Origin of the sequence: Kitasatospora sp. NPDC059577, assembly GCF_042735475.1 — a bacterium.
Classification (GTDB): domain Bacteria; phylum Actinomycetota; class Actinomycetes; order Streptomycetales; family Streptomycetaceae; genus Kitasatospora.
Map to the genome: position 1 here is coordinate 1 of NZ_JBHWBZ010000066.1, position 26,686 is coordinate 26,686.

The window sequence follows — 26,686 nt, forward strand, 5'->3', positions numbered from 1 at the left end:
GAGTGCCCGGCGGTGCATTCGCGGGTGGTGCGGTGGTGCGCACCGCTGCGTGACCCCGGCGTGGGAAGGGGCAGCGGGTGTGGGGTGGTGCCCCCCGGGGGGGGGGGGCGACTGTGGGCGCCCCGGGGGGGGCGGTGCGGGGGGGGCGGGCGCCGAGGATCAGATCCGGGTGTCCTCCACCACCGGCAGCTGCGCCGCCGGGGCGGTCCGCGGAGCGCCGGAACCCGGGAGGTCCGCGCTCGGCGCGGAGAACGTCCGCGGCGCGACCACGGGCTTCTTGCCGCAGAAGGCCGGCTCCAGCGTGTTCATCAGACCCTGCGTCACCGCGCCGTTGTTGGAGGCGTTGGCGAAGACCACCACGCTGCGCCGTCCGTCCTGGGTCACGAAGGACTGGGTCTGGAAGCCCTGGACGATGCCGCCGTGGCCGTACACGTCCCCGCAGGTCAGCGAGATGCGGCGGAGCCCCAGGCCGTAGGAGACCTTCGCGGTGGGGGTCGGCAGGGCGGCGGTCATCTGCCGCACCGAGTCGTCGGAGACCAGCCCGCCCGCGTTGCCGGCCAGCAGCGCGGTGAGGAAGCGGTCGAGGTCCTCGGCGTCGGAGATGACGGCGCCGGCGGACCACACCCAGGAGCCGGTCTGCTCGGTGGAGTCGAGCAGCGGCTTGCTGCGGTCGTCGTTGGTGAGGTAGCCGGTGACGTGGGCGCCGCGGATCTCCTGGTCGGGCACCACGAAGGAGGTCTTGCGCAGGCCGAGTGGCTGGATGATCCGCTCGTTCAGCACCTCCGCGAACGGCTGGCCGGTGAGGTGCTCGACCGCGAGGCCCAGCAGCACGAAGTCGGTGTTGGAGTAGGAGTAGCGGCTGCCGGGGGTGTACTGCACGCCGTGCTTGACCGACATCGCGACCAGGTCGCGCGGGTCGTACGCCTTGGTGCGGATGCGCGCCTCGAACGCGCTGGTGGTCTCCTCGCCGGCCTGCTCCAGCAGGTCGTTGGTGTGGTCGTAGATGCCGGCCCGGTGCTCCATCACCTGGCGGCCCGTCATGGACCAGCCCTCGGGGAGGGTGCCCTCGGGCAGGTAGTCGCGCAGCGGCTTGTCCAGGTCGATCCGGCCCTCCTGCACCAGCTGCATGACGAGAACGGCGGTGAACATCTTGCTGTTGCTGCCGACCCGGAACCTCCACGAGGAGTTCATCGGGGTCCCGTCCAGGTTCGCCCGGCCGACCGACACCGAGCGGGTGTTCTCCGTGCCGCCGTGGTCGCGGATCACCGCGAAGGCGCCGGGGGCGCCGGCCACGGTGGTGGCCTGCAGGGCGGCGAGCACGCCGGGCACGTCGGAGGCGGGCGCGCCGGCGGTACCGGAGTCGGCGGCCGCGGCGTGCGTGGCACCGGTCGCCACCAGGACGGCACCGGCGGCGGCCACCGCGAAGGGACGGAGAAGGCTGGTCGTCGCCATGTTCCTCGGCTCTCTCATCAAGTGACGCGGCGTCGGGCCGCGCCGATCGAAGATCACTATCACCGGCCGGGGCGGCCGATGGCAATGTGAACCGATTCGCCCGCATCGTCCGTTGCGGGCACCGGCGTGTCGCCCGCACCGTGCGTTTCCCGCTCCGGAGCCAAGGTTTCACCCGCCGTCGTCTACCCGCATGGACGGCCGCGCCCCATGCTGTTCGGGCGCCCGATGCGCCGCCGGTGCGCTCCCCGCACCGGCTCCCCCGCCGGAACCACCGCACCCGTTCCCCGCCAGCAGTCCCCTCACCGACCACGGAGCTTCCCCATGCCCCTGGCCTCCCTGGCATCCCGGGCCGGCGCCCTGCTGCTCGCCGCCGCCGGTCTGATACCGCTGTCCGGCACCGCCGGGGCCGCCGCCGCGGCCCCCGGCACGTTCACCGCGATCGTGTTCCCCGACCAGGACCACACCGTCGTCTACGACCTGATCGGCTCGGCGGCCCGGACCGTCGACGTCACCATGTACGAGCTGCGCGACACCACCGCCGTCGACGCCCTGATCGCCCGTCAGCGCGCCGGCGTCAAGGTCCGGGTGATCCTCGACGGCGCGCACCCCTCGGTCAACGGCTCCGCCTACTCGGCGCTGAAGGCCGCCGGGGTCGGCGTGACCTACTCGTCCACGGCGTTCGTCTACACCCACCAGAAGACCGTCACCGTGGACGGCACCACGTCGCTGATCATGACCGGCAACCTGGACTCCGCCTACTACGCGAACGACCGCGACTACGGCGTGGTCGACACCGACGCCAACGACGTCGCCGCGATCGAGCGGGTCTTCGCCGCCGACTACGCCAGGACCGCCGTCACCCCGACCGACGGTGACAACCTGGTCTGGTCGCCCACCGATGCGCAGTCCCGGCTGCTGGCCCTGATCAACGGCGCGCGGACCAGCCTCGACCTGGAGCAGCTGGAGTTCGGTGACCCGGCGCTGGTGGACGCCGTCGCCGCGGCGGCCTCGCGCGGCATCACGGTGCGGGTGGTCGGCATGAACCCGACCTCGTACGCGGACGAGTTCGACCAGGTCGCGGCGGCGGGCGCCAAGGTCGTCACCTACTCGTCGACCACCGGGCCGTACGTCCACGCCAAGGCGATCGTCGCCGACTACGGCACGGCGTCGGCCGAGGTGTTCGCCGGCTCGGAGAACTTCTCCGACAACTCGCTGAACCACAACCGCGAACTGGGCCTGATCACCGCCGACTCCGGGGTGCTCGGCACCGTCGAGTCCACCTTCGCCGGCGACTTTGCCCACGGCGCGCCGTACTAGCCGCATCGGCCGTACCGGCTGTCGGCCCCAGGAGTTCACCCCCCGTCAGGAGTTCACCCCCCGTCCGAGCGGCTCGTCGGGCCGCTCCGTACCCGAGGATTTGTCATGACTTCGTCCACGAAGCCCCGCTCCCGCCGCACCGCGACCGCGATCGGCTCCGCCGTCGCCCTGGTCGCCGCCTCCGCCGGCCTGTGGGCGGCGACCGCCACCACCGCGCAGGCGGCCGCCCTCCCCACGCCCGACCACATCGTCGTCGTGGTGATGGAGAACCACGCCTACTCCCAGGTCATCGGCAGCAGCAGCGCCCCGTACCTCAACAACACCCTGAAGGCGGGCGGCGCCAACCTCACCCAGTCCTTCGGCATCACCCACCCGAGCGAGCCGAACTACTACGCCCTGTTCTCCGGCTCCACCCAGGGCCGCGTCGACGACAGCTGCGTGACCGTCGGCGGCTTCCAGAGCGCCAACCTGGCCTCCGAGGTGATCGCCGCCGGCAAGACCTGGGCCAGCTACAACGAGTCCCTGCCCAGCCAGGGCAGCACCGTGTGCAGCAGCGGCAACTACGCCCAGAAGCACAACCCGTGGTTCGGCTTCGGCAACGTCCCGGTCAGCAGCGCCAAGACCTTCGCGCAGTTCCCGACCGACTACACCACCCTGCCGAACGTCTCCTTCGTCGTGCCGAACCTCTGCAGCGACATGCACGACTGCTCGGTCGGCACCGGCGACACCTGGATCAAGAACAACCTCGGCGCGTACGCCGCCTGGGCGCAGACCCACAACAGCCTCCTGGTCGTCACCTTCGACGAGGACAACAAGCTGTCCGGCAACCGCATCCCGACCCTGCTCTACGGCGCCCACGTCACCCCCGGCAGCAGCTCCGCCACCACGGACAACCACTACAACGTGCTGCGCACCCTGGAGGACCTGGCCGGCACCTCCGGGCACGCGGGCAACGCGGCCACCGCGAGCGACATCACGGGCATCTGGAACTGACCCGCGGTGATCAGGGCTTGACCCGAGCCCCGGTCCGGGCCGGTGGCCGCTCGGTCACCGGCCCGGACCCGCTCGCGCGGTCCGGTCCGTCGTCGGCCCCGGGGAGGCTCCCCGGGGCGGCCGCCGGCCGCGCGCGGTACGCCCGCACCCCGGGCACCGCCGCCGTGCCCGCGCAGACCAGCGTCACCAGGACCGCGGCCGCCAGCAGCGGCACCCGGCTGCCCCACGCGTCGGCGGCCAGCGGCGCCAGCACGTACCCGACCGGGGCGGCGGCCAGCGAGAGCAGCCAGTCGTACGAGCTGACCCGGGCCAGGCTCCCGGCCGGGACGTCCTGCTGCACCACCGTCGCCCACACCGGGTTGAGGAAGCCCAGCCCGGCCATCGCCACCGCCTGTGCCGCCACCGCGACCGGCGCCGGGGCCGGGACGGCCAGTGCCAGCAGCGGCAGCCCGAACAGCGCCAGGGCGAGGTTCCCGGCGAGCACCGGGCGGCGGGGGTGGAGCCGTCCGGCGATCAGCGAGCCGGCCAGCAGGCCCACCGCCCCGGCCTGGGTCAGGGCCACCCAGGCGCCGTCGCCGCCGAGGCGGGTGGCGGCGATCAGCGGGCCGAGGGTGAGCAGCACGGCGCTCGCGCCGTTCCACACGCCGTGGGCGATCAGGCTGGTCCAGTACCAGTCCCGGGCGCGCACCTCGCTCCAGCCCTCGGCGAGGTCCCGGCGCAGCGAACGCCGCCCGCCGTCGGCGCCGTCGGCGGCCGGGGTGCGGTCGGCGCTCGCGGGGCGGTCGGCGGTGGGCCGGGTGAGCCTGAGGAGCCGGGCGAGCAGTGCGGCGCTCAGCGCGAAGGAGAGGCCGTCCAGCAGGAAGGCCCAGCCCGGCCCCGCCGTGTACACCAGCAGCCCGGCGAGCGCCGGGCCGCCGAGGCGCGCGACGCCGGTCGCGGTGCTGAGCAGGGCGTTGGCCCGCAGCCGGAGCTCGCCCCGGACGGTCGCCGCGACGAGCGGGGAGGCGGTGGGCATGGCGAAGGCCGAGGCGATGCCGCCGACCGCCGACGCGACGGCGATGTGCAGCAGGCTCGGGCGCCCGTGGAGCAGTTCCAGGCCGACGAGCACCTGGGCGACGGCCCGCACCAGGTCGGTGGTGAGGGCGACCAGGCGCGGGTCGAAGCGGTCCCCGGCCACCCCGCCGATCGGCAGCAGGAGCAGCTTCGGCACCATCGCGCAGCCGAGCACCAGGGCGAGTGCGGCGGAGGAGCCGGTGGCCCGGGTGATGGCGATGGCGAGGGCGGCCGGGACGACGGCGTCGCCGAGGGTGGAGATCGTCCGGCCGATGAAGAGCAGGCGGAAACCGGGCAGGTGTAAGGGGTGTCGGTTCACGCGCCGCACTGTATTTCGGTGTCGAAATTTTGGCAACGAATATTTTGGTGGTGCTGCTTCAGGGTTTGTAGACTCCTGCCATGGCCGAGCACCTCCTTCAGCAGGACACCCCGCCGCGAGACTGGACGGACGGCCACGTCGACCGCTGGCAGCCGGTGCTGCCCGGCCTGGACCCGGACATCGAGGCCGCCGTCACCCGGATGTCGAGGCTCACCCGCCACTTCCGCCGGGTCCGCGAACAGGGCGTCGCCGACTACGGGCTGCAGAAACACGAGTTCGACACCCTGCACGAGCTGGCCGGCCGCGGCGGCCACGCCGCCCCCTCCGACCTGCGTGCCGACCTCAACCTCGCGCCGGCCTCGATCACCGGTCGGCTGGAGACCCTGGAACGGCGCGGCTTCGTCCGGCGCACGCCCTCGACGGAGGACCGGCGGAAGGTCGACATCGTGCTGACGGACGCCGGGCGCGCCGCCTGGCACGAAGCCCTCGACGTGGTCGGGCGGGAGGAGCGCCGGCTGCTGGGGGTGCTGTCCGAGGAGGAGCGGCACACGCTGTCGGAGCTGCTGCGCAAGGTGATGCTCGCCCAGGAGGAGGGCGAGTAGTGCGCTGCGGACCCTCCGCCGGGGTCGACCCGCCACCCCCGTCCCTGGTATCGATAGGGGCGTGCGATTCGAACTGGTGCCGATGCCGGACGGTGTGGGGGCGCGTCCCCGGGACGGGCGGGGGTACCCGGTGCCGGCGATCACGCCGTGGCACGGGGGCGAGCCGCAGTTCGCGCTGACCGACCACGGGCGCAGCGCCGACTGCGCGCTGGAGCGCCGCTGTTCGGTGTGCGGCGGATTCATGGAGCGCGGACCGGTGTGGCGGGTCGTGGGGCCCGCCGAGAGCGCCGCGATCGCCGGGGCGCTCGCGGCCGGGCAGCCGTACCGCAATCTCGCGCCGACCATGGAGGGCCCCGGGCACCGGGCGTGCATGCTCTACGCGTCGATGGTCTGCCCGTACCTGGCCCGCCCGAACGCCCGCCGGCGGGCGACCGCCGAGGACGCGGCCGACGTCCTGACGTCGGCCGCCGTCCGCGGGGCGGCGCGCGGCGGGCTGGGCGCGGTGGTCGGGTTCGGGGACTACGAGTACGCGGTCACCGAGAGCCGGGTGCTGTTCCGCTTCCTCGACCTGGTCGAGTTCCTGCCGCACGAGTCGGCCGACGAGCACCTGGCCGAGCTGCGCGCGGAGTTGGCCGGGCCGGGTCGGGGGCGGTAGGCCGGGGGCGGTGGACCAGGGGGCCCGGGAACGGGCCCCGCGGTCGGTGCTCCGGAGGCCTACGGCCGGTACGCGGGCAGGCCCTTGACGGTGGAGACCTGGGCCGGCGGGGCGGAGCCGTCGGCGGGCAGGGTGCTGACGCCGTCCGGGGTGCGGGCCGCGATGGTCCTGCCGTCGGGCGACCAGGTGGGCTCGGTGTAGTCGGTGGTGGCCGACGGGGTGAGGTCCTTCTCGGCCTTCCGGTCGAACTGCGTGGACCGGGTGAACAGGTGGTCGTGCCCGTTCACCGAGCGGACGAAGACCAGCTGCTCGCCGTCGGGGGAGAGGGCCGGCTGGGAGCCCTTGCCCAGGTCCCGCGTCGCGGGCCGGATGTAGTCGTCGTAGATGTACACCTCGTTGGCCGGGGTGTTGGCGTACGCGATCTCGCCGCGGTGGCCGCCGGCGTTTGCCCAGGTGTTCCCGGTCTGCGGGGGCTGCGGCATGGTGTCGCTGCCGCCCTCGGAGTTGTGCGGGGTGAGCACCTCGGGGGTGGCGCCGGGGGTCTTGGTGGGGACCTTCTCCAGCTTCAGCGCACCGCCCTTGCTGCTCGCGAAGACGATGGCGTCGAAGCGGGCGAGGGCGCCGGGGACGTCGGTGACACCGGGGTCCGTGGTCGCGTGCAGCCAGGTGGGGTGGGACCAGGTCTCCCCGCCGGGGTTCTTGGCGAGGGTGACCTTCCCGGTGCCGTCGGGGTTGGCGAGCACGAGGTCGCCGTCACCGTTGACGAAGGCGGCCTTCTTGCCGTCGGGGGACCAGGCGAGGTCGCGGACGACGGTGCCGAAGTCGACGGTGGTGCCGTTCATCGCGACGGTCCGGGTGCCGGTGCTGATGGTCAGGTGGTTGGCGGCGGAGGTGCCGTTGACCTCCTTGCCGCCGGGCGCCGGGCTGCCGGAGCCGGACGCTGCGCCGGGGGCGGCCGTCCCCGGCGCGGCGGAACCCGGCGCGGCGCCGGTCGGAGCCGTGGTGGACCCGGAGCCGGAGTTCTCCGGACCGCAGGCGGAGAGCAGGACCGCGCCGATGGTGGTCATCAGGGCGATCGCGGCGGCGGTGCCGAATCTGTTGCGCACGGACATGTCCAGGTCCCCCTCAGGTGCTGTTCGCTTTCGAGAACGAAGCGTCCCAGTGCGAGGTCAGGGGCGGGTTCGCGGCGTGTCACAGGTGCGGAACAGTGCCGTCCGGAGCTGCGGTTCTCCGATACGCCGTCAGCTGCCGTGGGGTAGCGGCCCGGAGGCCCCGGAGTCGGCCCCGGAGGCCCAGGGGGCCCCGGAGTCGACCCCGGGGCCGGTCCGGGAGCCGGGTCGCCCGGTGGGTGCTCAGAGACCGAGCTCGGTGAGGCCGGGGTGGTCGTCGGGCCGGCGGCCGAGCGGCCAGTGGAACAGGCGTTCCTCGGGGGTGATCGGCAGGTCGTTGATGGAGGCGTGCCGTCGGGCCATCAGGCCGTCCGGGGCGAACTCCCAGTTCTCGTTGCCGTAGGAGCGGTACCAGCGGCCGGCGTCGTCGTGCCACTCGTAGGCGAAGCGGACCGCGATGCGGTCGCCGTCGTGCGCCCAGAGCTCCTTGATCAGGCGGTAGTCGAGCTCGCGGTGCCACTTGCGGGTGAGGAACTCGGCGATCGGCCCGCGGCCGGTGACGAACTCGGCGCGGTTGCGCCAGCGGCTGTCGGGCGTGTACGCGAGGGCGACCCGCTGCGGGTCGCGGGTGTTCCACGCGTCCTCGGCGGCCCGGACCTTCTGCCGGGCGGTCGCCGCGGTGAACGGGGGCAGGGGCGGGCGCTGTGCGTCGCGCTGTTCGGTCATGGGTGAACTCCTCGGGAGCGGGCATTCCGCCGGTGAGAACGATCGTTCTCACTCTGGTGGCTACGATAGGAGAACTATCGTTCTCGCTCAAGGGGCACGGCAGATGGAGCACGAAGACCCGCGGACCCGCATCCTCGACGCGGCCGAGGAGCTGTTCTACGGACAGGGCATCCAGGCGGTCGGGATGGACGCCGTCCGGGCGGCCTCCGGCATGACGATGCGCCGCCTGTACCAGCACTTCCCGTCCAAGAACGACCTGGTCGAGGCCTACCTGCTGCGCCGCGACGGCCGCTGGCGGGAGAGCCTCGCCGTGCACGTCTCCCGCTCCGGCGGCTCGCCCCGGGACCAGCTGCTCGCGGTCTTCGACTGGCTCGGCCTGTGGTTCGCCGAACCCGGCTTCCGCGGCTGCGCGTTCGTCAACTCCTTCGGCGAACTGGGCGCGACCACGCCCGTCGTCGCGGCCGCCGCGCGGCACCACAAGGAGGAGTTCGGCGGCTACGTCGCCGGTCTGGCCGAGGCCGCCGGCGCCCCGCCCGCCACCGCCGTCCACCTGACCCTGCTCGCCGAGGGCGCCATCACCACCGCCGCCGTCCACGGCGACCCGACGTCCGCCGCCGATGCCAAGGAGGCCGCCCGGCTGCTGCTGGACGCCGCACGCGTGCGGTAGCGGCGGCCGGGCGGTCAGGCGGCCGGGCGGTCGTCGTCCGCCGGCTGTCGTCCGCCGACCGGTGACGGCGGCCGGACCCGGAGCAGGACCCGGAGCGCCGGAGCGGGGCCTGCGCTCCGGGCCCGGGCCGGTGGCGTCAGCCGATGGTGTAGGAGGAGCCGAAGGCCGTGACGGTGAACGGACCGTCGAGGTCCCGGTTCCCGGCGGCGGCGATCCGGCGCAGGCACTCGACCCGGTCGACCGACCTGCGCCATTCGTCGGCGGTGGACGGGTTGGCGGGGTCGGTCGGATCGTCGATCCGGACGTCGAAGAAGGCGTCCAGCCAGGCGTGCTCCCCGGCGGTGGCCGGCGGACCCACCCTGTCGGTGGTCCGGGCGAGGAGTGCGGGCAGGGCGTCGTACTCGCCGCCGTTGCCGTGCCGGATGGAGGCGTCGTACAGCTCGGCGCGGGCCAGGGCGGTGGTGAGGCCGAGCCGGTCGGCCTGGTCCATCGCCGGGGTGACGTACCGCTGGTCGACCTCGTCGTCCTGGACCCGCCGGAAGACGGGGTCCCCGGCGGCCTGCTTCCAGGCCGCGACGTACTCGTCCTCGGGCAGGCCGCCGGTCTCCCCGCTGCCGGATGCGGCCAGCCGCTCCGGCTCCGGGACGAAGCGGGCGAGCGGGTTGTCGGGGGAGGCGGCGGTGTGGGCGCGGACGACCTTGAGCGCGTCGCCGTCGTCGGTGGTGAAACCGGCCCGGCCGGCGGTCACGCCCCGGCCGTCCCGATGTTCTCGGCGTAGCCGTACTGGATCTCGGTGGTGCTGTTCTCGAAGACGCTGATCAGCTGGTCGGCCCGGCGTCGCTGGTCGGGCGTGAGCCCGCCGTCGGACGGCAGTCGGGCGTCGGCGGGCGCGGCGGCCGCGGCCGCCGGGTCGGGTGACGCCTGGGCCGGTGCGACGGTCCACGCCGCGCCCGCGGTGAGTGCGGCTGCGGCGGCAACGGCGGCGAGGCGGTGGGTGGTTCGGGAAACGCGCATGGAGGTGCTCCGATCTCCGTGGGGGAAGAGCGCGAGCTTGCGGCAGCAGAGTAGGGCGGGGGCCTGAGGAGGCGGAGACCGCATCGGTCCGACCGGTCCCCGCCTCCAGGCGGCGTTTATCGGCCATTGATCGTCGCCGCCTAGTCTCGGGCGCATGGACGAGAGAACGGCCGAGTGGCCGGGGGCAGTGCCCGACGGGCGGATGACGGAGCAGGACACCGAGCGGTTCCGGCAGCTGCTGGCGAAGCTGGAGCATTCGCTGGCGGCCGACCGGGAGGCGGCGGGCCGTGACGCCTGAACTCGCCGGGTGCCGGCCGGTGACGGTGGTTCCGTTGTGACGGCGCGGCGAGGGCGAACGGGTGGAACACGCGGGCGCGGACCGGCCCGGGGTGCTGCGGGGGCACTCCGGCCCGGTGGCGGTCGATCAGCGGCCGGTGGCGGGCCCGGGAGCCGCCACCGACTGACGGGCGATCAGCAGTCGCATCCGCAGTCGCAGCCGTCACAGCAGTCGCATCCGTCGCAGCAGCTGCAGCAGTCGCCGCACCCGTCACACCCGCTGCAGGCGTCGCAGCATTCGCAGCAGTCGTGCCGTTCGCAGAACCCCTTGCGGCGCTCGCGGCTGAACGGGTCCTCGTGCTCGCAGCAGAGCAGCTGGCACGTGCAGGCCATCAGCGCCCACACCGCGCAGCCGGCGAGCAGGTTGCGCGGGCGTGGCGGCTTCGAGCCGGGCGGGGTGAAGCCGGGGCCCTGCGGCACCCACGGCGGGACCGGCCCGCCCGGTTCCTGGCCGGGGGGCGCCTGATGGGGCGGTGCCTGGTGCGGGTGCTCGGCCGTGGCGCCGCCGGCCGGTCCGTGCTCCGTGCCGCCCCCGGTGCGGCAGCTCGCCGCGTGCGCGGACCCGAAGACCCGGTCGACGGCGCGCTCCGTCTCGTGCGCGAGCAGGAGGTGGACCAGTGCCCGGTCATTCAGCTCGACCTCGCGCAGTGCGAGCCGGATGCCGTGGACGGCGTCGCGGCAGAGCCGTTCGGCCTCGGCGCGGTCGGTGCCGGTGGCGGTCAGCGGGTTCCAGGCGCCGGAGGCGGCGTCGGCGGTCTGGTCCTCGGCGGCGTCGAGGAGGTGGGCGAGCCGGCCGAACAGGCGCCCGGCCTCGGCGAGCGGGGCGGCGTTGCCGGGGCGGCCGGCGATCGCGGCGGTGTGCGCGAAGGCGGCCGAGGTGGCCGTCTCGGTGGGCTCGGTGACCAGCAGAACGGATCCGCCGGGCCGCAGCGATCGCTCCAACTCGCCCTGGCGGGAGGCGGCGTCGAGCAGGACGGCGGTGTCGAAGCCGACCGTCGAGGCGCTGCCGGCGCTCTGCCGGTCCCAGCGCCGGGTGACCGCGCGGGCCCCGGCGGCGACCGGGCGGCGGGCGAACACGCCGTCGCGGTCCTCGACGTGGTCGCGGATCTTCACCGAGGCGAGCGCGAGCGAGACGGCGGCGGCGAGCCGGGCGCCCTCGCCCCTGGCGACGGAGGCGGTCCGCATGCCGCGCAGCGGGCACGGTCCGGCGGTGCGCCGCCAGGAGGAGTCCTCGCGGGCGGCCTGGGCCTCGACCAGGACGGAGATGATCAGGCCGTCGTAGTTGGTGGCGGTCCGGGCGAGCTGTCCGTGGTCGTCGCGCAGTGCGAGGCAGAGCCCGCACAGGTGGGCCATCCAGGAGGTCTGCAGCCGTTCGGACAGCCGGTGCCTGCACGGTCTGATGATGCCGAACACGATCGTCCCCCTCGACATTCGGGCCGCTGACCGGCCACGATTCGCCGCACATCATATGATCGGCGGCGCGCCTGGGCCGAGCCCCCGCCAAGGACGGCCTCCGGGGGAGACCGGCCCCGGAGGGGTCGACCCCGGGCGAGGAGGGATCCCCGTCGCCGACGGACCCCCGTCGAGCAGGACCCGGCCGGGGACGGGCCCCCGATCAGCAGGAGGCCCGTCGGCGGGCGGCCGGTTCCCCCGGAGGGAGAAGCTGCCGGGTGGCGACGCCGGGCCGGGGACGACCGTGTCGGCGGGAGGGGCTGCGGGCCCTCAGGAGGCGCGGCAGCGCAGCATCTCCAGCGGGGGGTGCGCGAGGAGGTCCGCCCAGAAGGCCTCGCCGTACGCGCGGACGCCGGCCTCGGAGACCTGCAACGGCACCCACTCCAGCCCGTCGAACCCGGCGGTCCGCAGCGACTGCTCGAAGACCTCCCGGCGCGGCGCCGAGGCGACGATGCTGATCGGCTGCGGGTCGAGGAACGCGGTGACCCGGACCCGCGGGCCGGTCTCGGACTCCTCGCCGGTCGGCTCGCACCGGAACCCGTAGGTCTCCAGGGACGGACAGTCGAAGCGGTAGTCCGGGTTCTGGGCCAGCACGAAGAACTCCCCGCCCGGCACCAGGCTCCGGTGGACCGTGCGGCACATCCGCTCCATCGCCGCCACGGACTCGGCGTAGTTGAGGCACTGCACGCCCAGCGCGATGTCGAAGCGCCGGTCGAGGGGCCGCAGTTCGGCCACGTCCCCGACCTCGTAGGCCAGGCCCAGCGGGTCGCGCTGCTCGATCGCCCGGGCGGCGGCGATCATCTCGCCGGAGATGTCGACCCCGAGGACCTCCGCGGCGCCGCGCCGCTTGAACTCCCGGCTGTAGAAGCCGGTGCCGCACGCCAGGTCGAGGACCGACCTGCCGCGCACGTCCCCGACCATGCCCAGGAAGCTCGGCACCTCGCCGTACCGCATCAGCGGCAGGGACTTGAAGCCCTCGAACGCCTCGCCGATCCCGTCGTACTGCTGCCCGCCCACCGTGTGGTCCTTCCGTCGGATCCGTGTCCCGCCGCCGCGCCTTCGGCACGCGTCGCGGCCTCTGGCGGGCAGTCAACCGCACGGCCCGCGGGGCGTCGTACTGGTCGAAGCCACAAAGCTGGGCACCGTCCGGGGCCCGGCTCACGGGCGGGAGTACGGGAGGGCGCCGCTCAGACAGCCGTCACCCGCCCCGAACCCAGCCGCCCCGCGACGTCGTCCGCCCCGCGACGTCACCCGCCCCGCGACGTCACCCGCCCCGCGACGTCGCCCGTCCCGGCGCCCGCAGGAGATCCCGGAAGTGGATCCCGTATCCGGGATAGCATCGCGAATATGGGAATCGATACGGTCGCCGACGAGCGCCTGGCGCAGCGGCTCGCCGAGCTGAGGCTCGAACGCGGGTGGACCTTGGAGGAGTTGGCCCGGCTGGCGGACGTCAGCCGGTCGACGCTGTCGCGGGTGGAGCGGGCGGAGGTCAGTCCGACGGCGGCGCTGCTCGGGCGGCTGTGCGCCGTGTACGGCCGGACGATGTCGCGGCTGCTCGCCGAGGTGGAGGCAGCCGGCCCGGCCCGGCTGGTGCGGGCCGGTGAGCAGCAGGTGTGGCGGGACGAGACCACCGGCTTCGTGCGGCGGTCGGTGTCCCCGCCGCACGGCTCGCTGCGGGCGGAGATCGTCGAGGGTCGGCTGCCCGCGGGCGCCGACATCGCGTACGACCGCGCCTGCGTGCCCGGCCGGGAGCACCACCTCTGGCTGTTCGAGGGCGCGTTGGAGCTGACGGCGGACGGTGAGGCGCAGCTGCTCACCCCGGGCGACTGCCTGCGCTACGTCGCGGGGACGAGCCGCTTCCGCAGCCTCGGCCCCGGCGACGCCCGGTACGCCCTGGTGGTGGTCGAGCCGTGAGCGCCGCCGACGGCCCGCCGGCGAAGGAGCGGTTCGACGCGGCCGGGCGCCGCGTCCTGCTGGTCTGCGTCGCGGGCGGCTTCACGACGCTGCTCGACCAGTCCGTGCTCAACACCTCGATACCCGCCCTGCGCGGCACCCTGCACGCCGGGCCCGCCGACCTGCAGTGGATCGTCGCCGGGTACTCGCTCGCCTTCGGCCTGGCGCTGATACCCGGTGGGCGGCTCGGTGACGTCAAGGGCCGCAAGTGGTTCTTCGTCGCCGGGCTCGCCCTGTTCACCCTGGTCGGCCTGGTCTCCGCGACGGCCACCGAGCCCGGGGTGCTGATCGCGGCCCGGCTGGTCCAGGGGGCGGGCGCGGGCCTGGTCAACTCCCAGATGATCGGCACCCTCCAGGACGTCTTCGACGGCCAGTTGCGGGCCCGCGCCCTCGGCATGTACGCCGTCACCGGCGGCCTCGCCTTCGCCCTCGGCCCGCCGATCGGCGGTGCGGTGCTGGCGGCGGCCGGCCCGGGGCTCGGCTGGCGGCTGACCTTCCTGCTCAACCTGCCGTTCGGCCTGGCCACCCTCGTCCTGGCGGTCCGTCACCTGCCCCGGCCCCGGCCGAGTGCCCGGCAGGCGAACCTCGACCCGGTCGGCCTGCTGCTGGTCGGCGCGCTCACCCTGGTCCTGATGCTGCCCTTCGTCCGGCCGCCGGGCCGGGCCGGCTGGTCGGCCTTCGCGGCCGCCGCGCTCCTGCTGCTCGGCGCGCTCGTGTGGTGGCAGCGCCGCTACGCCCGGGCCGGCGGCCACCCGCTGATCCACCCCGCGCTCACCCGGTCCGCGCCGTACGCGCTCGGCACGGTGACGGCGATGGCCCAGTTCGGCTCGTCGCTGGCCGCCTCGCTGGTGCTGACGATGTTCCTCCAGGACGGCCTCGGGCTCTCCCCGATGGGCGCCGCGCTGGTCGCGCTGCCGTCCGCCGTCGCCATGGGCGTCGCCTCCGCGCTCGCCTGGCGGGTCGTCCAGCGCTTCGGCCGGCGCACCGTCACCGTCGGCATGACCGGGTCGGCCCTGACCATGCTCGCCGCCGGACTGGTCGCGCACTGGGCGTCCGCCGCCGTGCTGCCCTGGCTGCTGGCGCTGCTCCAGCTCCTCGGCGGTGCGTCGATCGGCCTGATGGCGTCCACCAACCAGGCGTACGTGCTGCGTCACGCCCCCGCCGAGGCGGCCGGGGTGAGCGGGGCGATCCTGCAGATGGCACAGCGGATCGCGGCGGCGGTCGCGGTCTCGGCGCTGTCCGGCGTGTACCTGCGGGAGACCGCCGGCGGGGGCGGGCACCGCTCCGCCTACCTCGCCGCCAGCACGGTCTGCGCGGCGGTGGCCGCACTCGCCGTCCTGGCCTCGGTCCTCGCGGGCCGCGCCACCGCACGGGAGCAGCCCGAGGACCGGCCGGTCACGCCGACCCGTCGGCGGACTCCCGTCCGCGACTGAACCCGGCCGGGCGTCGGCGGGTGGTCCTGCCGTCGCCCGCCGCCGTCGCGAATTCGGCCGCATCGCCCGCCGCCGTCGCGAATTCGGCCGCATCGCCCGCCGCCGTCGCGAATCGGCCGCATCGCCCGGTGCACGGCCGGAATCGGCGCGACCCTGCACGAGGCCGGGCAGGACGCCCCCGCCGAACCCGAACCCACCCGGACAGGACCTGGCTCTGCGCTGCCCTCGGCGACCGGCGCGGCCCCGGCTTCGCCGAGATCCGCCGCGGTTCCGCCGCCGGCCAGGGCAACACCGACCGCGCACTCCGGCTGCTGCGCCGTGCCCTCCCCGACTTCGGCCCGCTCACCCCGCCCCGGAGGAGGCATCGAAGTCCTCGGCACAGCCGCTCGCGCGCAGGCCGGTGTCGAGTCTCCGTGAGCCGGTCGGTGCCGGCGGACCGCCCCGGGCCGGACCGCCCCGGACCGCCCCGGGCCGGTCCGCAAGCCGCCACCCGTGCCGGGAGCCCCTGTGCCCACGTTCGACCGAGGAATTTCCCCGGCCGCCACGGTCCCGCGCCGGACCACGCAGCGGCCCCGGGGGCCACGGCTGCCCCGAGCCGCCGCTCCCCGGGGCGGCCGGGCGGCCGCGCCGTGCAACCGGCCACGTCCCGTGCGAGGCTGGTGGGGACGGCCGGACTGCACAAGACAGGCGGAGGCCATGGCCGAACCGCGATTTCCGGGCGGCGGCGGTACTCCGTGCAGCGGGGCCGGATCCGAGCGGCTGCCGGCCGACCTGTCCTGGCTGAACGAGGCGGGGCGACAGATCGGCACCACGCTGGACCTGAAGCGCACCGCGCAGGAGCTGGCCGACTTCACCGTGCCGCGGTTCGCCGACGGGGCGGCGGTCGACCTCCTCGAAACGGTGCTGCGGGGCGAGGAGACCGAGCGGTGGCAGGAGCCGGAGCGGCCCGCGCTGCGCGCGATGGCAATCGCCTGGATACCGAGCGTGCGCGTGATCGAGGCCGATCCGGTCGGCAGCCCCAGCCTGCTCGGGCCCAGCTACTCCAGGGACGCCCTGGTGACCGGCGAACCGGTCATGGTCAGCAGGACGACCCCGGACGACTACCTGCGGATCGCCTCCACCCGGAGCGGTGCCGCGCAGCTGGCCGCCGCCGGTGTGCACAGCTACCTGGTGGTCCCCGTGATTGCCCGCGGTGTGCTGTTGGGGATCGCCGACTTCGTCCGCTCCGGCGACCGGCCCGGATTCGACCGGGCGGATCTCGCGCTCGTGACGGAACTGCTCGGACGGGCCGCCCTGTCCATCGACAACGCCCGCCTCTACCAGCGGGAGCGGGACACGGTCGTCACCCTGCAGCGGAGCTTGCTGCCGCGCGAGTCCCCGCCGACCCCGGGACTGGACGTGCACTGCGGCTACCTGCCGGCGTTGGACGGCCGGGTCGCGGGCGGCGACTGGTTCGACGTCGTGGCGCTGCCGGGCGGCCGCAGCGCCCTGGTGGTCGGCGACGTCCTCGGCGGCGGCCTGCCCGCGGCCGCCACGATGGGCCGCCTGCGCGGCGCCGCCCGCATCCTGCTGGCCCTGGACACGGTCCCCGAGCGGGTGCTCGCCCGACTCGACCTGGCGGCCCGCGACCTCGACGAGGAGCAGGTCGCCAGCTGCCTGTGCGCCGTCTACGATCCGGCCGACGGCAGCTGCGCGCTCGCTTCGGCCGGGCACGTGCCGCCGGTCCTGGTCGGCCCGGACGGCCCCGCGCGCTTCGTCGACCTGCCGGTGGGGGGCCCGATCGGCGCCGGGACGATCCCCTACGACGGGACCCGGATCATCCTGCCCGGCGGGGCCCGGCTCCTGCTGTACACCGACGGGCTGGCCAAGACGCGCCGCGGGGACCTCGCGGACGACCTGGAGCGGCTGCGCCGGGAGGCCGGCCCGGTGCTCCGGGCCCGCCCCGGGCCCGAGGCAGCGGAACTGGTGCCGGTCGGCCGCTACGACGACGCGGTTCTGGTGGTCGCCGACGCGCTCGACGGCAGGGCGGCCGCCGAGGTCCGGGTGTGGGACCTCCCGGCGGACCCCTCGGCCGCCGGCGCCGCCCGCCGCCTGGTCCGGAACCAGTTGGCCGGATGGGGACTGACCGACCTGGTCGACGCGGCGGAACTGGTGGTCAGCGAGATGGCCGGCAACGCCCTGCGCCACGGCCGCGCCATCGGGCCGCTTCGGCTGCTCCGGCATGACCGCCTGGTGATCGAGGTGTCCGACCGGGGCCCCGACCTGCCGCAGATCCAGCACGCCTCGCTGAGCGACGAGGGCGGGCGCGGACTGCAACTGATCAACGTCCTGTGCCGTCGCTGGGGGGCCTGCCGGACCGCCTTCGGGAAGGCGGTCTGGGCGGAACTCGACCTGCCGAAGGGCACCCGGGTGCCGTAGCGGGTCCGCAACCCGCCGAGCGGCACGCTCAGGACGATCGCCGTCGGCCTCCTCAAGATCGCCGACGGTGTCAGGCGGATGGGCAGCGGACCGCGCGCCGGATTCGCCGAGACCGGGGTACCCGCCCTGTCGATCGACCCGCCCGGGTGGGTCCGCGCGCCCGGCACCGCGCCCGGCACCGCGCCCGACCAGCGGCTGAGCCGAGGGCGAACACCCGGCCGCGGGCGGGACCGGGGGCCGTACGGTGGTCGGCATGACCGATGTACGGACCGTGGACCTGCCCGGAGTGACGCTCGCCTACCGTGAGAGCGGGCCCGCCGGAGGACCGCCGCTGGTGCTGCTGCACGCCCTCGGCGAGCGCGCCGCCGACTGGGACGTCGTCCTGCCCGGGCTCGCGCCGGGTCACCGGGTGTTCGCGCTCGACCTGCGCGGCCACGGCGACAGCGGTCGGCCCGGTTCCTACAGCCTGCAGGCGATGCGGGACGACGTGCTGGCCTTCCTCGACGCGCTCGGGCTGGAGCGCGTCGACCTGGTCGGCCACTCGATGGGCGGCGCCGTCGCGTTCCTCCTCGCCCAGGCCGCGCCGGAGCGGATCGACCGGCTGGTCCTGGAGGACATCCCGGCGCTGTACCCGCGCCCCGCGAGCGCGCTGCCGGACGAGCCGGACGGGAGCGTCCACTTCGACTGGGCGATGGTCAGGGCCGTCCGGGCCCAGCTGGACGACCCCGATCCGGCCTGGCGGGAGGGGCTGGCGCGGATCACCGCCCGCACCCTGGCGGTCGCCGGCGGGCCGGCGAGTCACATCCCCCAGGAGCGGATCGCCGAACTCGCCCGGCTGATCCCGGACTGCCGGCTCGTCACCGTCGAGGCCGGGCACCTGGTGCACGGTGCCCGGCCCGGGGAGTTCGTCGCCGTGGTGGCGCCGTTCCTGGCCCGCTGAGGGCGCTGAGGGCGCTGAGGGCGCTGAGGGCGCTGAGGGCGCTGAGAGCGCTGAGGACGCTCAGGGCGCTGCGCGGGCCGGGGATCAGACGCCGTGTTCGGCGGCCAGCCGCCCGCTGCGCACCGCGGTGAGCAGATCGGCGTGGTCCGCCTCGGTGCGGTCCGCGTAGGCGACGGCGAAGGCCGCGACCGCCTCGTCCAGTGCCTCGCCCTTGCCGCAGTACCCCGCCAGCAGCCCCGGGTCGGCGGTGTGCGCGTGCGCCCGGGCGAGCAGGGCGCCGGTGATCCGCGCGTAGTCGTCGAGCTGGCCCGGCTTCAGCGCGGCCGGGTCGACACTGCCCTTGCGGTTGCGGAACTGGCGCACCTGGTACGGGAGTCCGTCCACGGTCGTCCAGCCCAGCAGGGTGTCGCTGACCACCTGCATGTGCTTCTGGCCGAGGACGACCCGGCGGCCCTCGTGGCCGTCCTGCGCCTGCTGCGCCGGCTGCGGCAGGTGGGGCAGCAGGACCGACGGGCGGGCCTCCTTCACCTGCAGCACCAGCGGCTGGTCCTGGTGGTCGGTGAGCAGCACCACGTACGAGCGGGTGCCGACGCTGCCGGTGCCGACGACCCGGAACGCCACGTCCTGCACCCGGTACCGGGACAGCAGGGTGCGCACCTCGGCGGGCACCGTCTCCACGTACGGGCCGAGCGCGTGGGCGACCGCCCGGGCGGTCGCGTCGGTCACCTCGGTGAGCACCGGCGGGGCGGCCGCGAACCGCCACCCGCCGTCCGCGGTGCGGGAGGTGCTGCGGGCGGCGAACTTGGCGCTGGTGTTGCCGAGCGCCTTGGCGCCGACCTTGCGCAGCACGTCCGCGAGGTCGTGCGCCTCGGCGAAGGAGACCAGCTGCTCGTCGGCGACGGCGTTCCAGGCGTCCAGCGCGGGCAGCTTGGCGAGGGTGCGCATGGTCCGGCGGTACGCGCCGGCCACGTGCTCGGCGGCGTCGCGCGCGGTGGCCTCGCTCGCGCCGGTCTCCCGGCCGGCCAGCACCATGCTGGCGGCGAGCCGCTTCAGGTCCCACTCCCACGGGCCGTGCACGGTCTCGTCGAAGTCGTTGATGTCCATGACCAGTTGGCCGCGGGCGTCGCCGTACAGGCCGAAGTTGGCGGCGTGCGCGTCCCCGCACAGCTGGGCGCCCACCCCGGTCACCGGGGTGCCCGCGAGGTCGGCGGCCATCAGCCCGGCCGACCCGCGCAGGAAGGCGAACGGCGTGGCGGCCATCCGCCCGACCCTGATCGGCACCAACGCGTCGATCCGGCCCGCGTTCGACGCTTCGAGCGCCTGCACGGCGGTCGGCCGCCCGGGGGACGCGGCGAACTCGGCGTGCCGCTCCCGGGGCACCCGCAGCCTCAGTTCCTTGCCCCGCTCCTTGGCCTGCCCGTCCTGCGCCGGCGCGAACCCGGCCACGGCGAACCCGCGCCGGGCCGGTCCGGCCGGGCCGTCCCCGCTGCGCTGCGCCACGACACCCGGGCCGCCCCGGCCTCCCGCCGTTCTCGGCTCCGCCCCGTCCACTGCCTCGGTCATCCGCGCCACCGCGCCCCGCCCGTCCTTTCCGGTCCTCACCCGCCCGCGACCTGCGCGGATGGTGTCATCGGGGGGAGTGACGTCCGGAGCCGCGCGGTGGTTCCTGCGGGGGGAGTGAGATGCGCGGGCGGTCGCGGTCGCGGGGGCGGTGGGCAGCGGTCGCGGGAGCGGTGGGTGGGTCGGGCGTCCTCGCCCGCCCCGCCCCGCCCCGCCCCGGGCCGCGGCGCGAGGGGCGCATGATGGGTGCGGACCGGGTGCCGTCCGGGTGCCGTCCCGGGCCGGGGTAGCGTGGGCGCGTGGATGATCTTCGGGGGAATCTGCGGGCCCGTGCGGCCGCAGGGGCGGCGGCGGTGGTGACGGTGGCCGCGGGACTGGGTGTGCGGGCGGTGGCGGGCGGGGACGTCGCCAAGTACGCGGGGGACGCGCTCTACACCGTCCTGCTGTACGCCCTGATCGTGCTGGCCGTTCCGCGGGTGCGCCCGGTCCGGGCCGGCGTGGCGGCGGCCGCGCTGAGCTGGGCCGTGGAGCTGTTCCAGCTCACCGGGCTGCCGGACGCGTGGGGCCGCCGCAGCACCTTCGCCCGGCTGGTCCTCGGCTCGACCTTCAACCCGCCGGACCTGTTCTGGTACCTGGTCGGCGCGGTCGGGGCCGTGCTGCTCCACCGGGCGGCGCGGAGGGTGCGTCCCGCGCTGTCCGGTGGAGCGGCACGACGGGCCTGACCGGCCTGACGGTCCGTCAGAGAGGCATCAGGTCGGGCCGCTTGGCCTCGACGTGGTCGCCGGAGGACTCGCCGCGCAGGCGTCGGCCGACCCACGGGATCAGGTGTTCGCGGGCCCACTGGATGTTCTCGCGCCGCTGGTCGGCGGGCGTGAGCACGGGGGCGTCCGGCCACGGTGCCTCCGGGTCCTGGTCGGTGGCCAGGCCCAGTGAGCGCGCGGCCAGCAGGGCGACCCGCTGGTGGCCGTCGCCGGACAGGTGCAGTCGGTCCTCGCTCCACGCGCGCCGGTCCTGCACCGCGCGCAGCGACCACAGGTCGGCCACCTTGCAGCCGTTGCGGTCGGCGACGGCCCGCATGTGTCCGTTGTAGGTGGCGATCTTGCCGCGCAGGTGCTTCAGCAGCGGGACGTCGCGGGTGTCGAAGCCGGTGCAGATCAGCACGGTCCCGGCGGACGCGGCGAGGCGGACGACGGCCGCCTCGAAGCGCTCCGCGACCTCGTCCGGGTCGCTTCCGGGTCGCAGGATGTCGTTGCCGCCGGCGCAGAAGGTGGCCAGGTCGGGCTGGAGGCGCTCGGCCTGCGGCACCTGCTCGGCCGCGATCTGGTCCAGCAGCCGGCCGCGCACCGCGAGGTTGGCGTAGCGGAACGCGCCCGGCGGGCGCCCGTCGGCGAGGATCCCGGCCAGGCGGTCGGCCCACCCGGCGAACCTGCCGTCGACACCGGGGTCGTTCAGGCCTTCGGTGAAGCTGTCCCCGAGGGCGGCGTACGAACTGAGGTGAAGGGTCTCCTGGAGGTTCGGCATGAAAGAGATAGTTCACCTCATCAAGTGACCTACGCCACCGTAGGTGGCCCTGGTGGCACGTGAGATGGAGCACGTACGCTCATCGGCCCCTCTCCGCCGCTCGGAGCGCCGTGTCGCGGAAAGCACAAGATCCGTACCCCCTACCGCTTCCGGGCCCGCCCGGCCGATGCTCGAAGGGAGCGGCCGCCCGGCCGCCGTCCTCCTGGGGGAAGGCATCCATGGCCACCGACACGCGCTCCGGCGCACCCGAGACCTGGTCCATCGACGACCGCTGCACCAACTGCGACGTCGCCCGACAGCTCGCGCCGGACCTGGTCCGCGAGCACGCCGGCCGCTCCGAGCTGGTCCGGCAGCCGCGCGACGCGGCCGAGCGCCGGCAACTGCTGGCCGCCGCCCACGCCTGCCCGACCCGCTCCGTGCGCCCCGGCACCGGCCCGCTCGACCCCGGCGGCGACCCCTTCCCGCTCGCGCTCGACGACGCCGGCGACGTGCTGCTGCTCGGCCACAACTCCCGCCGGACCGCGGGCGCCAACTCCTACCTGTGCCGCCGCCCCGGCGGCTGGGCGATGGTCGACACGCCCCGCTACAGCGAGGCCCTCGCCGCCCGCTACGCCGCGCTGGGCCCGGTCACCGACGTCCTGCTCACCCACCAGGACCACGCCGCGCACGGCCGGCGCTACGCCGACCGGCTCGGCGCCCGGCTCTGGATCCACGAGGGCGACCTCGACGCCGCCCCCGACGCGGACCGGGTGCTGCGCGGCACCGGGCCGGTGGAGATCACCCCCGGGCTGGTCGCCCACCCCTTCCCCGGCCACACCCGCGGCAGCGTGCTGTTCGTCGCCGACGAGCGGTACTGCTTCAGCGGCGACAGCCTGTACTGGTCCCGCACCACCGGGGACGTGGAGGTGCAGGAGGCCGTCACCTGGTACTCGATCGAGGAGCAGGCCGCCTCGCTGGAACGCGCCCTGGGCGTGCTCCGCTTCGAGTGGCTGCTGCCCGGCCACGGCGACCGGCGCCGGATGCCCGCCGAGGAGGCGGACCGCCGGCTGCGCTCCCTCGCCGAGCGCTGCCGGGGGCTGCGGCCGGCGCCGGTCGACTTCACGGCGGTCCGCTGGTAGGGACGGGCGCTCCGTCGTCGGCTCTCCCCGTCGGCAGCCGACGGGGAGAGCCCGTGCGCCGGTGCTCGCGCCGGTTGCGCGGGGGCGTGCGTCCACCGGGGGCGCCCGCGCGGGTGTGCGAACGGTGCCGCCGGGGCAGCCGCCTCTGCAACAGAGCGGCGTTCCGTACCGGCGGAACCCGGTCCCTCCCGCGATCCAAGGACGGTTGAGCCATGCCCTCGCAGACCCCGGAGCGCACCGCGCGGCCACGGCGCTACCTGATGTGCCGTCCGACGCACTTCACCGTGGACTACGCGATCAATCCGTGGATGGACCCGGGCCGGCCCACCGACACCGCGCTCGCGCTGCGCCAGTGGGAGCGGCTCCGCCGGACCTACCGCCGGCTCGGCCACACCGTCGAACTGATCGACCCGCTGCCCGGGCTGCCCGACATGGTCTATGCCGCCAACGGCGCGACCGTACTGGACGGCCGGGCCCTGGTGGCGACCTTCCGCCACCCGGAGCGCGCCGCCGAGTCGGACGCCTACCAGGCCTGGTTCCGGGCGCACGGCTACCGCGAGGTGCGCCGCGCCGGGCACGTCAACGAGGGCGAGGGCGACCACCTGGTGGTGGGCGGCCGGGTGCTCGCCGGGACGGGCTTCCGCAGCACGCGGGCCGCGCACGCCGAGGCGGGCGAGCTGTTCGGCGTGCCGGTGGTCAGTCTGAACCTGGTCGACCCGCGCTTCTACCACCTGGACACCGCCCTGGCCGTCCTCGCCGACGACCACGTCATGTACTACCCGGAGGCCTTCGACGCCGACGGCCGCGCGGTGCTGCGCACGCTCTACCCGGACGCGATCCTCGCCGACCGCGCCGACGCCGAGGTGTTCGGACTGAACGCGGTCTCCGACGGCCGCCGGGTGCTGCTGCCGGACACCGCCAAGAACCTGGCGGGCCGCCTCGCCGAGCACGGCTACGAGCCGATCCCGGTGGACGTCTCCGAGTTGCTGAAGGGCGGCGGCGGGGCCAAGTGCTGCACGCTGGAGCTCAGGCCGGCCTGAGGCCCCCGTCGACCAGCAGCACCTCCAGGGTGCGCGGGCCGTGCACCCCCTCCACCCGGTCGAGTTCGATGTCACTGGTCGCGGAGGGTCCCGAGATCCAGGTCTGCGGCCGCCGGGGATCCAGGAGGGGCAGCGCGAGCGGCACCGAGGCGACGACCTGCTCCGGCGCCCGGACGACGCAGACGTGGTGATCGGGGACGAGCGAGAGCAGCCGCCGCCCCTGGCCGGGACCGGCGTCCAGCACGATCGTCCCGGTCTCGGCGACGGCCAGCGCGCAGCCGGTGACCACGCTGTCGACGGTGTCGAGCCTGGCCGCGGTGAGCGTCCCGCGGTCCGGGACGAGTTCGACGGCGGAGGCGGCCGCCGCCAGCCAGCCGGCCGCCAGCCCGTCCGGCACGGCGACCGTCCGGCTGCCCCGCCCGGCCAGCAACCCGGCGATCCGCTGCGGCAGTTCGTCTTCGTGGCAGCGGTGCACCACGGCCCGGTAGTCGGCCAGGTTGCGGTGCAGCAGGTCGACCAGCGCCGCCGGGTCGTCCGGCGGCACGTGCGCGGTCAGGTAGTCGCGGGGCACCGGCTGCTCGTCCGCCCCGGCGGTGTCGCCGAGCGCGGTCCGGATCCGGGCGAGGATCGACTCCCGTGCGGTCATGTGCGGTTCCTCCGCCACCAGTCGCGGAACGGTTCGGCGGGCACCTCCGGCAGGTCCCGGGTGTCGGTCCAGGCCCGCCCGGGCCCGGGCAGCCGGCGGGGGTGCAGCGCGCGGGTGCGCCCGGCCAGCCGTTCGGCGGCCGCGAGCGCCGCCGGGTGGTCCAGTACGTACCCGGCGGCGGCCACCGCGGCCCGCTCCAGCGGGTGCCCGCCCTGCTCGGCGACCCGCTCGCGCAGGTGGACCAGCACCTCGGGGATGTCGATCGCCACCGGGCACACCTCGTAGCAGGCTCCGCAGAGCGAGGAGGCGAACGGCAGCGAGGCGTCCAACGGGCTTGCGGTGCCGCGCAGTTGGGGTGTCAGGATGGCGCCGATCGGCCCCGGGTACACCGATCCGTACGCGTGGCCGCCGGCCCGCTCGTACACCGGGCAGACGTTGAGGCAGGCCGAGCAGCGGATGCAGCGCAGCGCCTGGCGGCCGACCTCGTCGGCGAGCGCGGCGGTGCGGCCGTTGTCCAGCAGCACCAGGTGGAACTCCTCCGGGCCGTCGCCCCCGCTCGTGCCCGTCCACATCGAGGTGTACGGGTTCATCCGCTCGGCGGTGGAGGAGCGGGGCAGCAGTTGGAGGAAGACCTCCAGGTCCCGCCAGGTCGGCACGACCTTCTCGATGCCGACCACGGAGATCAGCGTGCGCGGCAGGGTGAGGCACATCCGGCCGTTGCCCTCGGACTCGACGACGACCAGGGTGCCGGTCTCGGCGACCATGAAGTTGGCGCCGGAGACGGCCACCCGGGCGCGCAGGAACTTCTCCCGCAGGTGCAGCCGGGCGGCCTCGGCGAGTTCGGCGGGGGAGTCGGTGAGGCCCTCGGGTGCCGGGCGGCCCCAGTCGGCCATCCGTTCGGCGAACACCTCCCGGATCTCGCCCCGGTTGCGGTGGATCGCGGGCACCAGGATGTGCGAGGGCCGGTCGTCGCCCAACTGCACGATCAGTTCGGCGAGATCGGTCTCGTAGGCGGTGACGCCCTCGGCGGCGAGCGCCTCGTTCAGCCCGATCTCCTGGGTGGCCATCGACTTGACCTTGACGACCTCGGTCTCCCCGGTGGCCCGGACCAGGCCGGCGACGATCCGGTTGGCCTCCTCGGCGTCGGCGGCCCAGTGCACGGTGCCGCCGGCCGCGGTGACGGACTCCTCCAACCGCAGCAGGTAGCGGTCGAGGTGGCGCAGCGTGTGGTCCTTGATCGCCTTCCCGGCGGCGCGCAGCTCGGCCCAGTCGGCGAGTTCGGCGACCGCCCGGGCCCGCTTGTCGCGGATGGTGTGGGTGGCGTGCCGCAGGTTGGCGCGCAGCCGTTCGTCCCGGACGGCCCGGGCGGCGGCCTCGGGGAAGGCGGGCATGCCGAGGAAGGTGCCGGTCACGCGGGCCTCCAGGGGTGCTCCTCGGTGGCGGCCAGGATCTCCGCCAGGTGCAGCGGGCGCAGTGCCTCGCCCCGGCGGCGCAGCGTGCCGTCGAGGTGCAGCAGGCAGGAGTTGTCGGCGCCGCACAGCACCCGGGCGCCGGTGCCGAGGGCGTTCGCGATCTTGTCGGCGGCCATGGCCGCCGAGACCGCCGCGTTCTTGACCGCGAAGGTGCCGCCGAATCCGCAGCACTCCTCCGCGCCGGGGAGCTCGACCAGCTCCAGCCCCCGGACGGCGCGCAGCAGTCGGCGCGGCCGCTCGCCCAGTCCGAGCACCCGTAGGCCGTGGCAGGAGGGGTGGTAGGTGACGGTGTGCGGGAAGTGCGCGCCGACGTCCTCGACGCCGAGCACGTCGGTCAGGAACTCGGTCAGCTCGTGCACCCGGGGCGCCAGGTCGGCGGCGAGGTCGGCCAGTTCGCCGCCCCGGCCCTCGGCGACGGCCCGGGCGCCGAGCCTCGGGTAGTTGTCGCGCACCATCGCGACGCAGGAACCGGAGGGGGTGACCACGTGGTCGTACCCGGCGAAGGCCCGCGCGGTGCGTCGCACCAGCGGTTCGCAGGCCCTCCGGTAGCCGGTGTTGTACTGCGGCTGCCCGCAGCAGGTCTGTCCGGCGGGGAAGTCCACCGTCACGCCGAGGCGTTCCAGCAGCCGCACGGTGGCGACCGCGGTGGCGGGGAACAGCGCGTCGTTGACGCAGGTGGCGAACAGCGCGACCCGCATCCGGGCTCCCTCCAGTCGTGCGGCACCGGCCCGCTCGTGATCGTATCGAGCGGACCGGTGCCGTGGGGGGAACTCGCCGTCGTGGGCCCGGAGTCAGGGGGGGGGGGGCGGGCGGGGGACCGCGGCCCCCCGCCGGGGGGAGAGGGCCACGCGGCCCCCCCCCCCGGCCGCGGAGCCGGGGCCGGGGGGGCT

Annotated in this window: 26 protein-coding genes; 13 read left to right on the plus strand and 13 right to left on the minus strand. The window is 75.1% G+C overall.

Annotation, left to right across the window (positions count from 1 at the left end; all coding sequences use genetic code 11):
* Positions 1-159: 159 nt before the first annotated feature.
* A complete protein-coding gene (locus tag ACFV0O_RS34780; RefSeq protein WP_380347841.1) occupies positions 160-1,452 on the minus strand; it encodes a serine hydrolase domain-containing protein in 1,293 nt (430 codons plus the stop codon).
* A 321-nt stretch (positions 1,453-1,773) separates the two neighbouring features.
* Here ACFV0O_RS34780 and ACFV0O_RS34785 point away from each other — a divergent pair, with 321 nt between their 5' ends.
* Positions 1,774-2,769, plus strand: coding sequence for a phosphatidylserine/phosphatidylglycerophosphate/cardiolipin synthase family protein (locus tag ACFV0O_RS34785; protein ID WP_380347843.1), 996 nt, complete (start codon positions 1,774-1,776; stop codon positions 2,767-2,769).
* Between the two features lie 105 nt (positions 2,770-2,874).
* On the plus strand, positions 2,875-3,762 hold the full coding sequence (locus tag ACFV0O_RS34790) for an alkaline phosphatase family protein (protein WP_380347845.1): 888 nt from the start codon (positions 2,875-2,877) through the stop codon (positions 3,760-3,762).
* Between the two features lie 10 nt (positions 3,763-3,772).
* Here the strand turns inward: ACFV0O_RS34790 and ACFV0O_RS34795 are convergent, their stop codons facing one another.
* Complete coding sequence (locus tag ACFV0O_RS34795) at positions 3,773-5,134, minus strand: MFS transporter (RefSeq protein WP_380347847.1); 1,362 nt, start codon at positions 5,132-5,134, stop codon at positions 3,773-3,775.
* A gap of 80 nt (positions 5,135-5,214) precedes the next feature.
* Between ACFV0O_RS34795 and ACFV0O_RS34800 the strand changes: the two genes are divergently transcribed.
* Both ACFV0O_RS34800 and ACFV0O_RS34805 read left to right on the plus strand, forming a co-directional pair.
* Entirely contained in the window at positions 5,215-5,736 is a 522-nt protein-coding gene (locus ACFV0O_RS34800; protein ID WP_360268213.1) for a MarR family transcriptional regulator, read from the plus strand.
* A 61-nt stretch (positions 5,737-5,797) separates the two neighbouring features.
* Positions 5,798-6,391, plus strand: a complete 594-nt coding sequence (locus ACFV0O_RS34805; protein ID WP_380347850.1) for a hypothetical protein — start codon at positions 5,798-5,800, stop codon at positions 6,389-6,391.
* Positions 6,392-6,450: 59 nt separating this feature from the next.
* On the opposite strand, the gene ACFV0O_RS34810 is transcribed toward ACFV0O_RS34805, so the two are convergent.
* Both ACFV0O_RS34810 and ACFV0O_RS34815 read right to left on the minus strand, forming a co-directional pair.
* On the minus strand, positions 6,451-7,503 hold the full coding sequence (locus ACFV0O_RS34810) for a hypothetical protein (protein WP_380347852.1): 1,053 nt from the start codon (positions 7,501-7,503) through the stop codon (positions 6,451-6,453).
* Between the two features lie 240 nt (positions 7,504-7,743).
* A complete protein-coding gene (locus tag ACFV0O_RS34815) occupies positions 7,744-8,226 on the minus strand; it encodes a DUF1348 family protein (protein WP_380347854.1) in 483 nt (160 codons plus the stop codon).
* Positions 8,227-8,329: 103 nt separating this feature from the next.
* Here ACFV0O_RS34815 and ACFV0O_RS34820 point away from each other — a divergent pair, with 103 nt between their 5' ends.
* Positions 8,330-8,893: a TetR/AcrR family transcriptional regulator gene (locus ACFV0O_RS34820; RefSeq protein WP_380347856.1), complete on the plus strand. Its 564-nt coding sequence runs from the start codon at positions 8,330-8,332 to the stop codon at positions 8,891-8,893.
* 136 nt (positions 8,894-9,029) lie between these two features.
* On the opposite strand, the gene ACFV0O_RS34825 is transcribed toward ACFV0O_RS34820, so the two are convergent.
* Positions 9,030-9,641, minus strand: a complete 612-nt coding sequence (locus ACFV0O_RS34825; RefSeq protein ID WP_380347858.1) for a chitosanase — start codon at positions 9,639-9,641, stop codon at positions 9,030-9,032.
* Positions 9,638-9,907, minus strand: coding sequence for a hypothetical protein (locus ACFV0O_RS34830; protein ID WP_380347860.1), 270 nt, complete (start codon positions 9,905-9,907; stop codon positions 9,638-9,640). The genes ACFV0O_RS34825 and ACFV0O_RS34830 overlap by 4 nt, the downstream gene beginning before the upstream one ends.
* Before the next feature lie 154 nt (positions 9,908-10,061).
* Here ACFV0O_RS34830 and ACFV0O_RS34835 point away from each other — a divergent pair, with 154 nt between their 5' ends.
* Positions 10,062-10,205, plus strand: a complete 144-nt coding sequence (locus ACFV0O_RS34835; protein ID WP_380347862.1) for a hypothetical protein — start codon at positions 10,062-10,064, stop codon at positions 10,203-10,205.
* Between the two features lie 173 nt (positions 10,206-10,378).
* Here the strand turns inward: ACFV0O_RS34835 and ACFV0O_RS34840 are convergent, their stop codons facing one another.
* The gene (locus ACFV0O_RS34840) at positions 10,379-11,656 is read right to left on the minus strand and encodes a DUF5685 family protein (RefSeq protein ID WP_380347865.1); all 1,278 of its coding nucleotides are present in this window, start codon (positions 11,654-11,656) and stop codon (positions 10,379-10,381) included.
* Positions 11,657-11,965: 309 nt separating this feature from the next.
* The gene (locus tag ACFV0O_RS34845) at positions 11,966-12,712 is read right to left on the minus strand and encodes a class I SAM-dependent methyltransferase (RefSeq protein ID WP_380347867.1); all 747 of its coding nucleotides are present in this window, start codon (positions 12,710-12,712) and stop codon (positions 11,966-11,968) included.
* Between the two features lie 330 nt (positions 12,713-13,042).
* Between ACFV0O_RS34845 and ACFV0O_RS34850 the strand changes: the two genes are divergently transcribed.
* The 4 genes from ACFV0O_RS34850 (at position 13,043) to ACFV0O_RS34865 (ending at position 18,439) form a co-directional block, all read left to right on the plus strand.
* A complete protein-coding gene (locus ACFV0O_RS34850; RefSeq protein ID WP_380347869.1) occupies positions 13,043-13,609 on the plus strand; it encodes a helix-turn-helix domain-containing protein in 567 nt (188 codons plus the stop codon).
* The gene (locus ACFV0O_RS34855) at positions 13,606-15,081 is read left to right on the plus strand and encodes an MFS transporter (protein ID WP_380347872.1); all 1,476 of its coding nucleotides are present in this window, start codon (positions 13,606-13,608) and stop codon (positions 15,079-15,081) included. Before ACFV0O_RS34850 ends, ACFV0O_RS34855 begins: the two co-directional genes overlap by 4 nt.
* 696 nt (positions 15,082-15,777) lie before the next feature.
* On the plus strand, positions 15,778-17,499 hold the full coding sequence (locus ACFV0O_RS34860; RefSeq protein WP_380347874.1) for a SpoIIE family protein phosphatase: 1,722 nt from the start codon (positions 15,778-15,780) through the stop codon (positions 17,497-17,499).
* Between the two features lie 253 nt (positions 17,500-17,752).
* Positions 17,753-18,439, plus strand: coding sequence for an alpha/beta fold hydrolase (locus ACFV0O_RS34865; protein WP_380347876.1), 687 nt, complete (start codon positions 17,753-17,755; stop codon positions 18,437-18,439).
* Positions 18,440-18,523: 84 nt separating this feature from the next.
* Here the strand turns inward: ACFV0O_RS34865 and ACFV0O_RS34870 are convergent, their stop codons facing one another.
* The gene (locus tag ACFV0O_RS34870; RefSeq protein WP_380347878.1) at positions 18,524-20,002 is read right to left on the minus strand and encodes a DUF2252 domain-containing protein; all 1,479 of its coding nucleotides are present in this window, start codon (positions 20,000-20,002) and stop codon (positions 18,524-18,526) included.
* Positions 20,003-20,298: 296 nt separating this feature from the next.
* On the opposite strand from ACFV0O_RS34870, the gene ACFV0O_RS34875 reads away from it, so the two are divergent.
* Positions 20,299-20,721, plus strand: a complete 423-nt coding sequence (locus tag ACFV0O_RS34875; protein ID WP_380347880.1) for a DUF2809 domain-containing protein — start codon at positions 20,299-20,301, stop codon at positions 20,719-20,721.
* A gap of 16 nt (positions 20,722-20,737) precedes the next feature.
* Here the strand turns inward: ACFV0O_RS34875 and ACFV0O_RS34880 are convergent, their stop codons facing one another.
* Positions 20,738-21,520, minus strand: a complete 783-nt coding sequence (locus ACFV0O_RS34880; RefSeq protein ID WP_380347882.1) for an SGNH/GDSL hydrolase family protein — start codon at positions 21,518-21,520, stop codon at positions 20,738-20,740.
* Positions 21,521-21,738: 218 nt separating this feature from the next.
* Here ACFV0O_RS34880 and ACFV0O_RS34885 point away from each other — a divergent pair, with 218 nt between their 5' ends.
* Both ACFV0O_RS34885 and ddaH read left to right on the plus strand, forming a co-directional pair.
* Positions 21,739-22,638, plus strand: a complete 900-nt coding sequence (locus tag ACFV0O_RS34885) for an MBL fold metallo-hydrolase (RefSeq protein ID WP_380347884.1) — start codon at positions 21,739-21,741, stop codon at positions 22,636-22,638.
* 212 nt (positions 22,639-22,850) lie between these two features.
* Positions 22,851-23,678 (plus strand): dimethylargininase, encoded by an 828-nt coding sequence (gene ddaH, locus ACFV0O_RS34890; protein ID WP_380347886.1) that lies wholly within the window; start codon positions 22,851-22,853, stop codon positions 23,676-23,678.
* Here ddaH and ACFV0O_RS34895 read toward each other — a convergent pair.
* From ACFV0O_RS34895 to ACFV0O_RS34905, 3 genes are read right to left on the minus strand one after another with little or no spacing between them, the layout of a single operon-like run.
* On the minus strand, positions 23,665-24,324 hold the full coding sequence (locus ACFV0O_RS34895) for a lactate utilization protein C (protein ID WP_380347888.1): 660 nt from the start codon (positions 24,322-24,324) through the stop codon (positions 23,665-23,667). The two genes, ddaH and ACFV0O_RS34895, sit on opposite strands and share 14 nt — an antisense overlap.
* On the minus strand, positions 24,321-25,736 hold the full coding sequence (locus ACFV0O_RS34900) for a lactate utilization protein B (protein WP_380347890.1): 1,416 nt from the start codon (positions 25,734-25,736) through the stop codon (positions 24,321-24,323). Before ACFV0O_RS34900 ends, ACFV0O_RS34895 begins: the two co-directional genes overlap by 4 nt.
* Entirely contained in the window at positions 25,733-26,494 is a 762-nt protein-coding gene (locus tag ACFV0O_RS34905; protein WP_380347892.1) for a (Fe-S)-binding protein, read from the minus strand. The genes ACFV0O_RS34900 and ACFV0O_RS34905 overlap by 4 nt, the downstream gene beginning before the upstream one ends.
* Between the last annotated feature and the right edge of the window lie 192 nt (positions 26,495-26,686).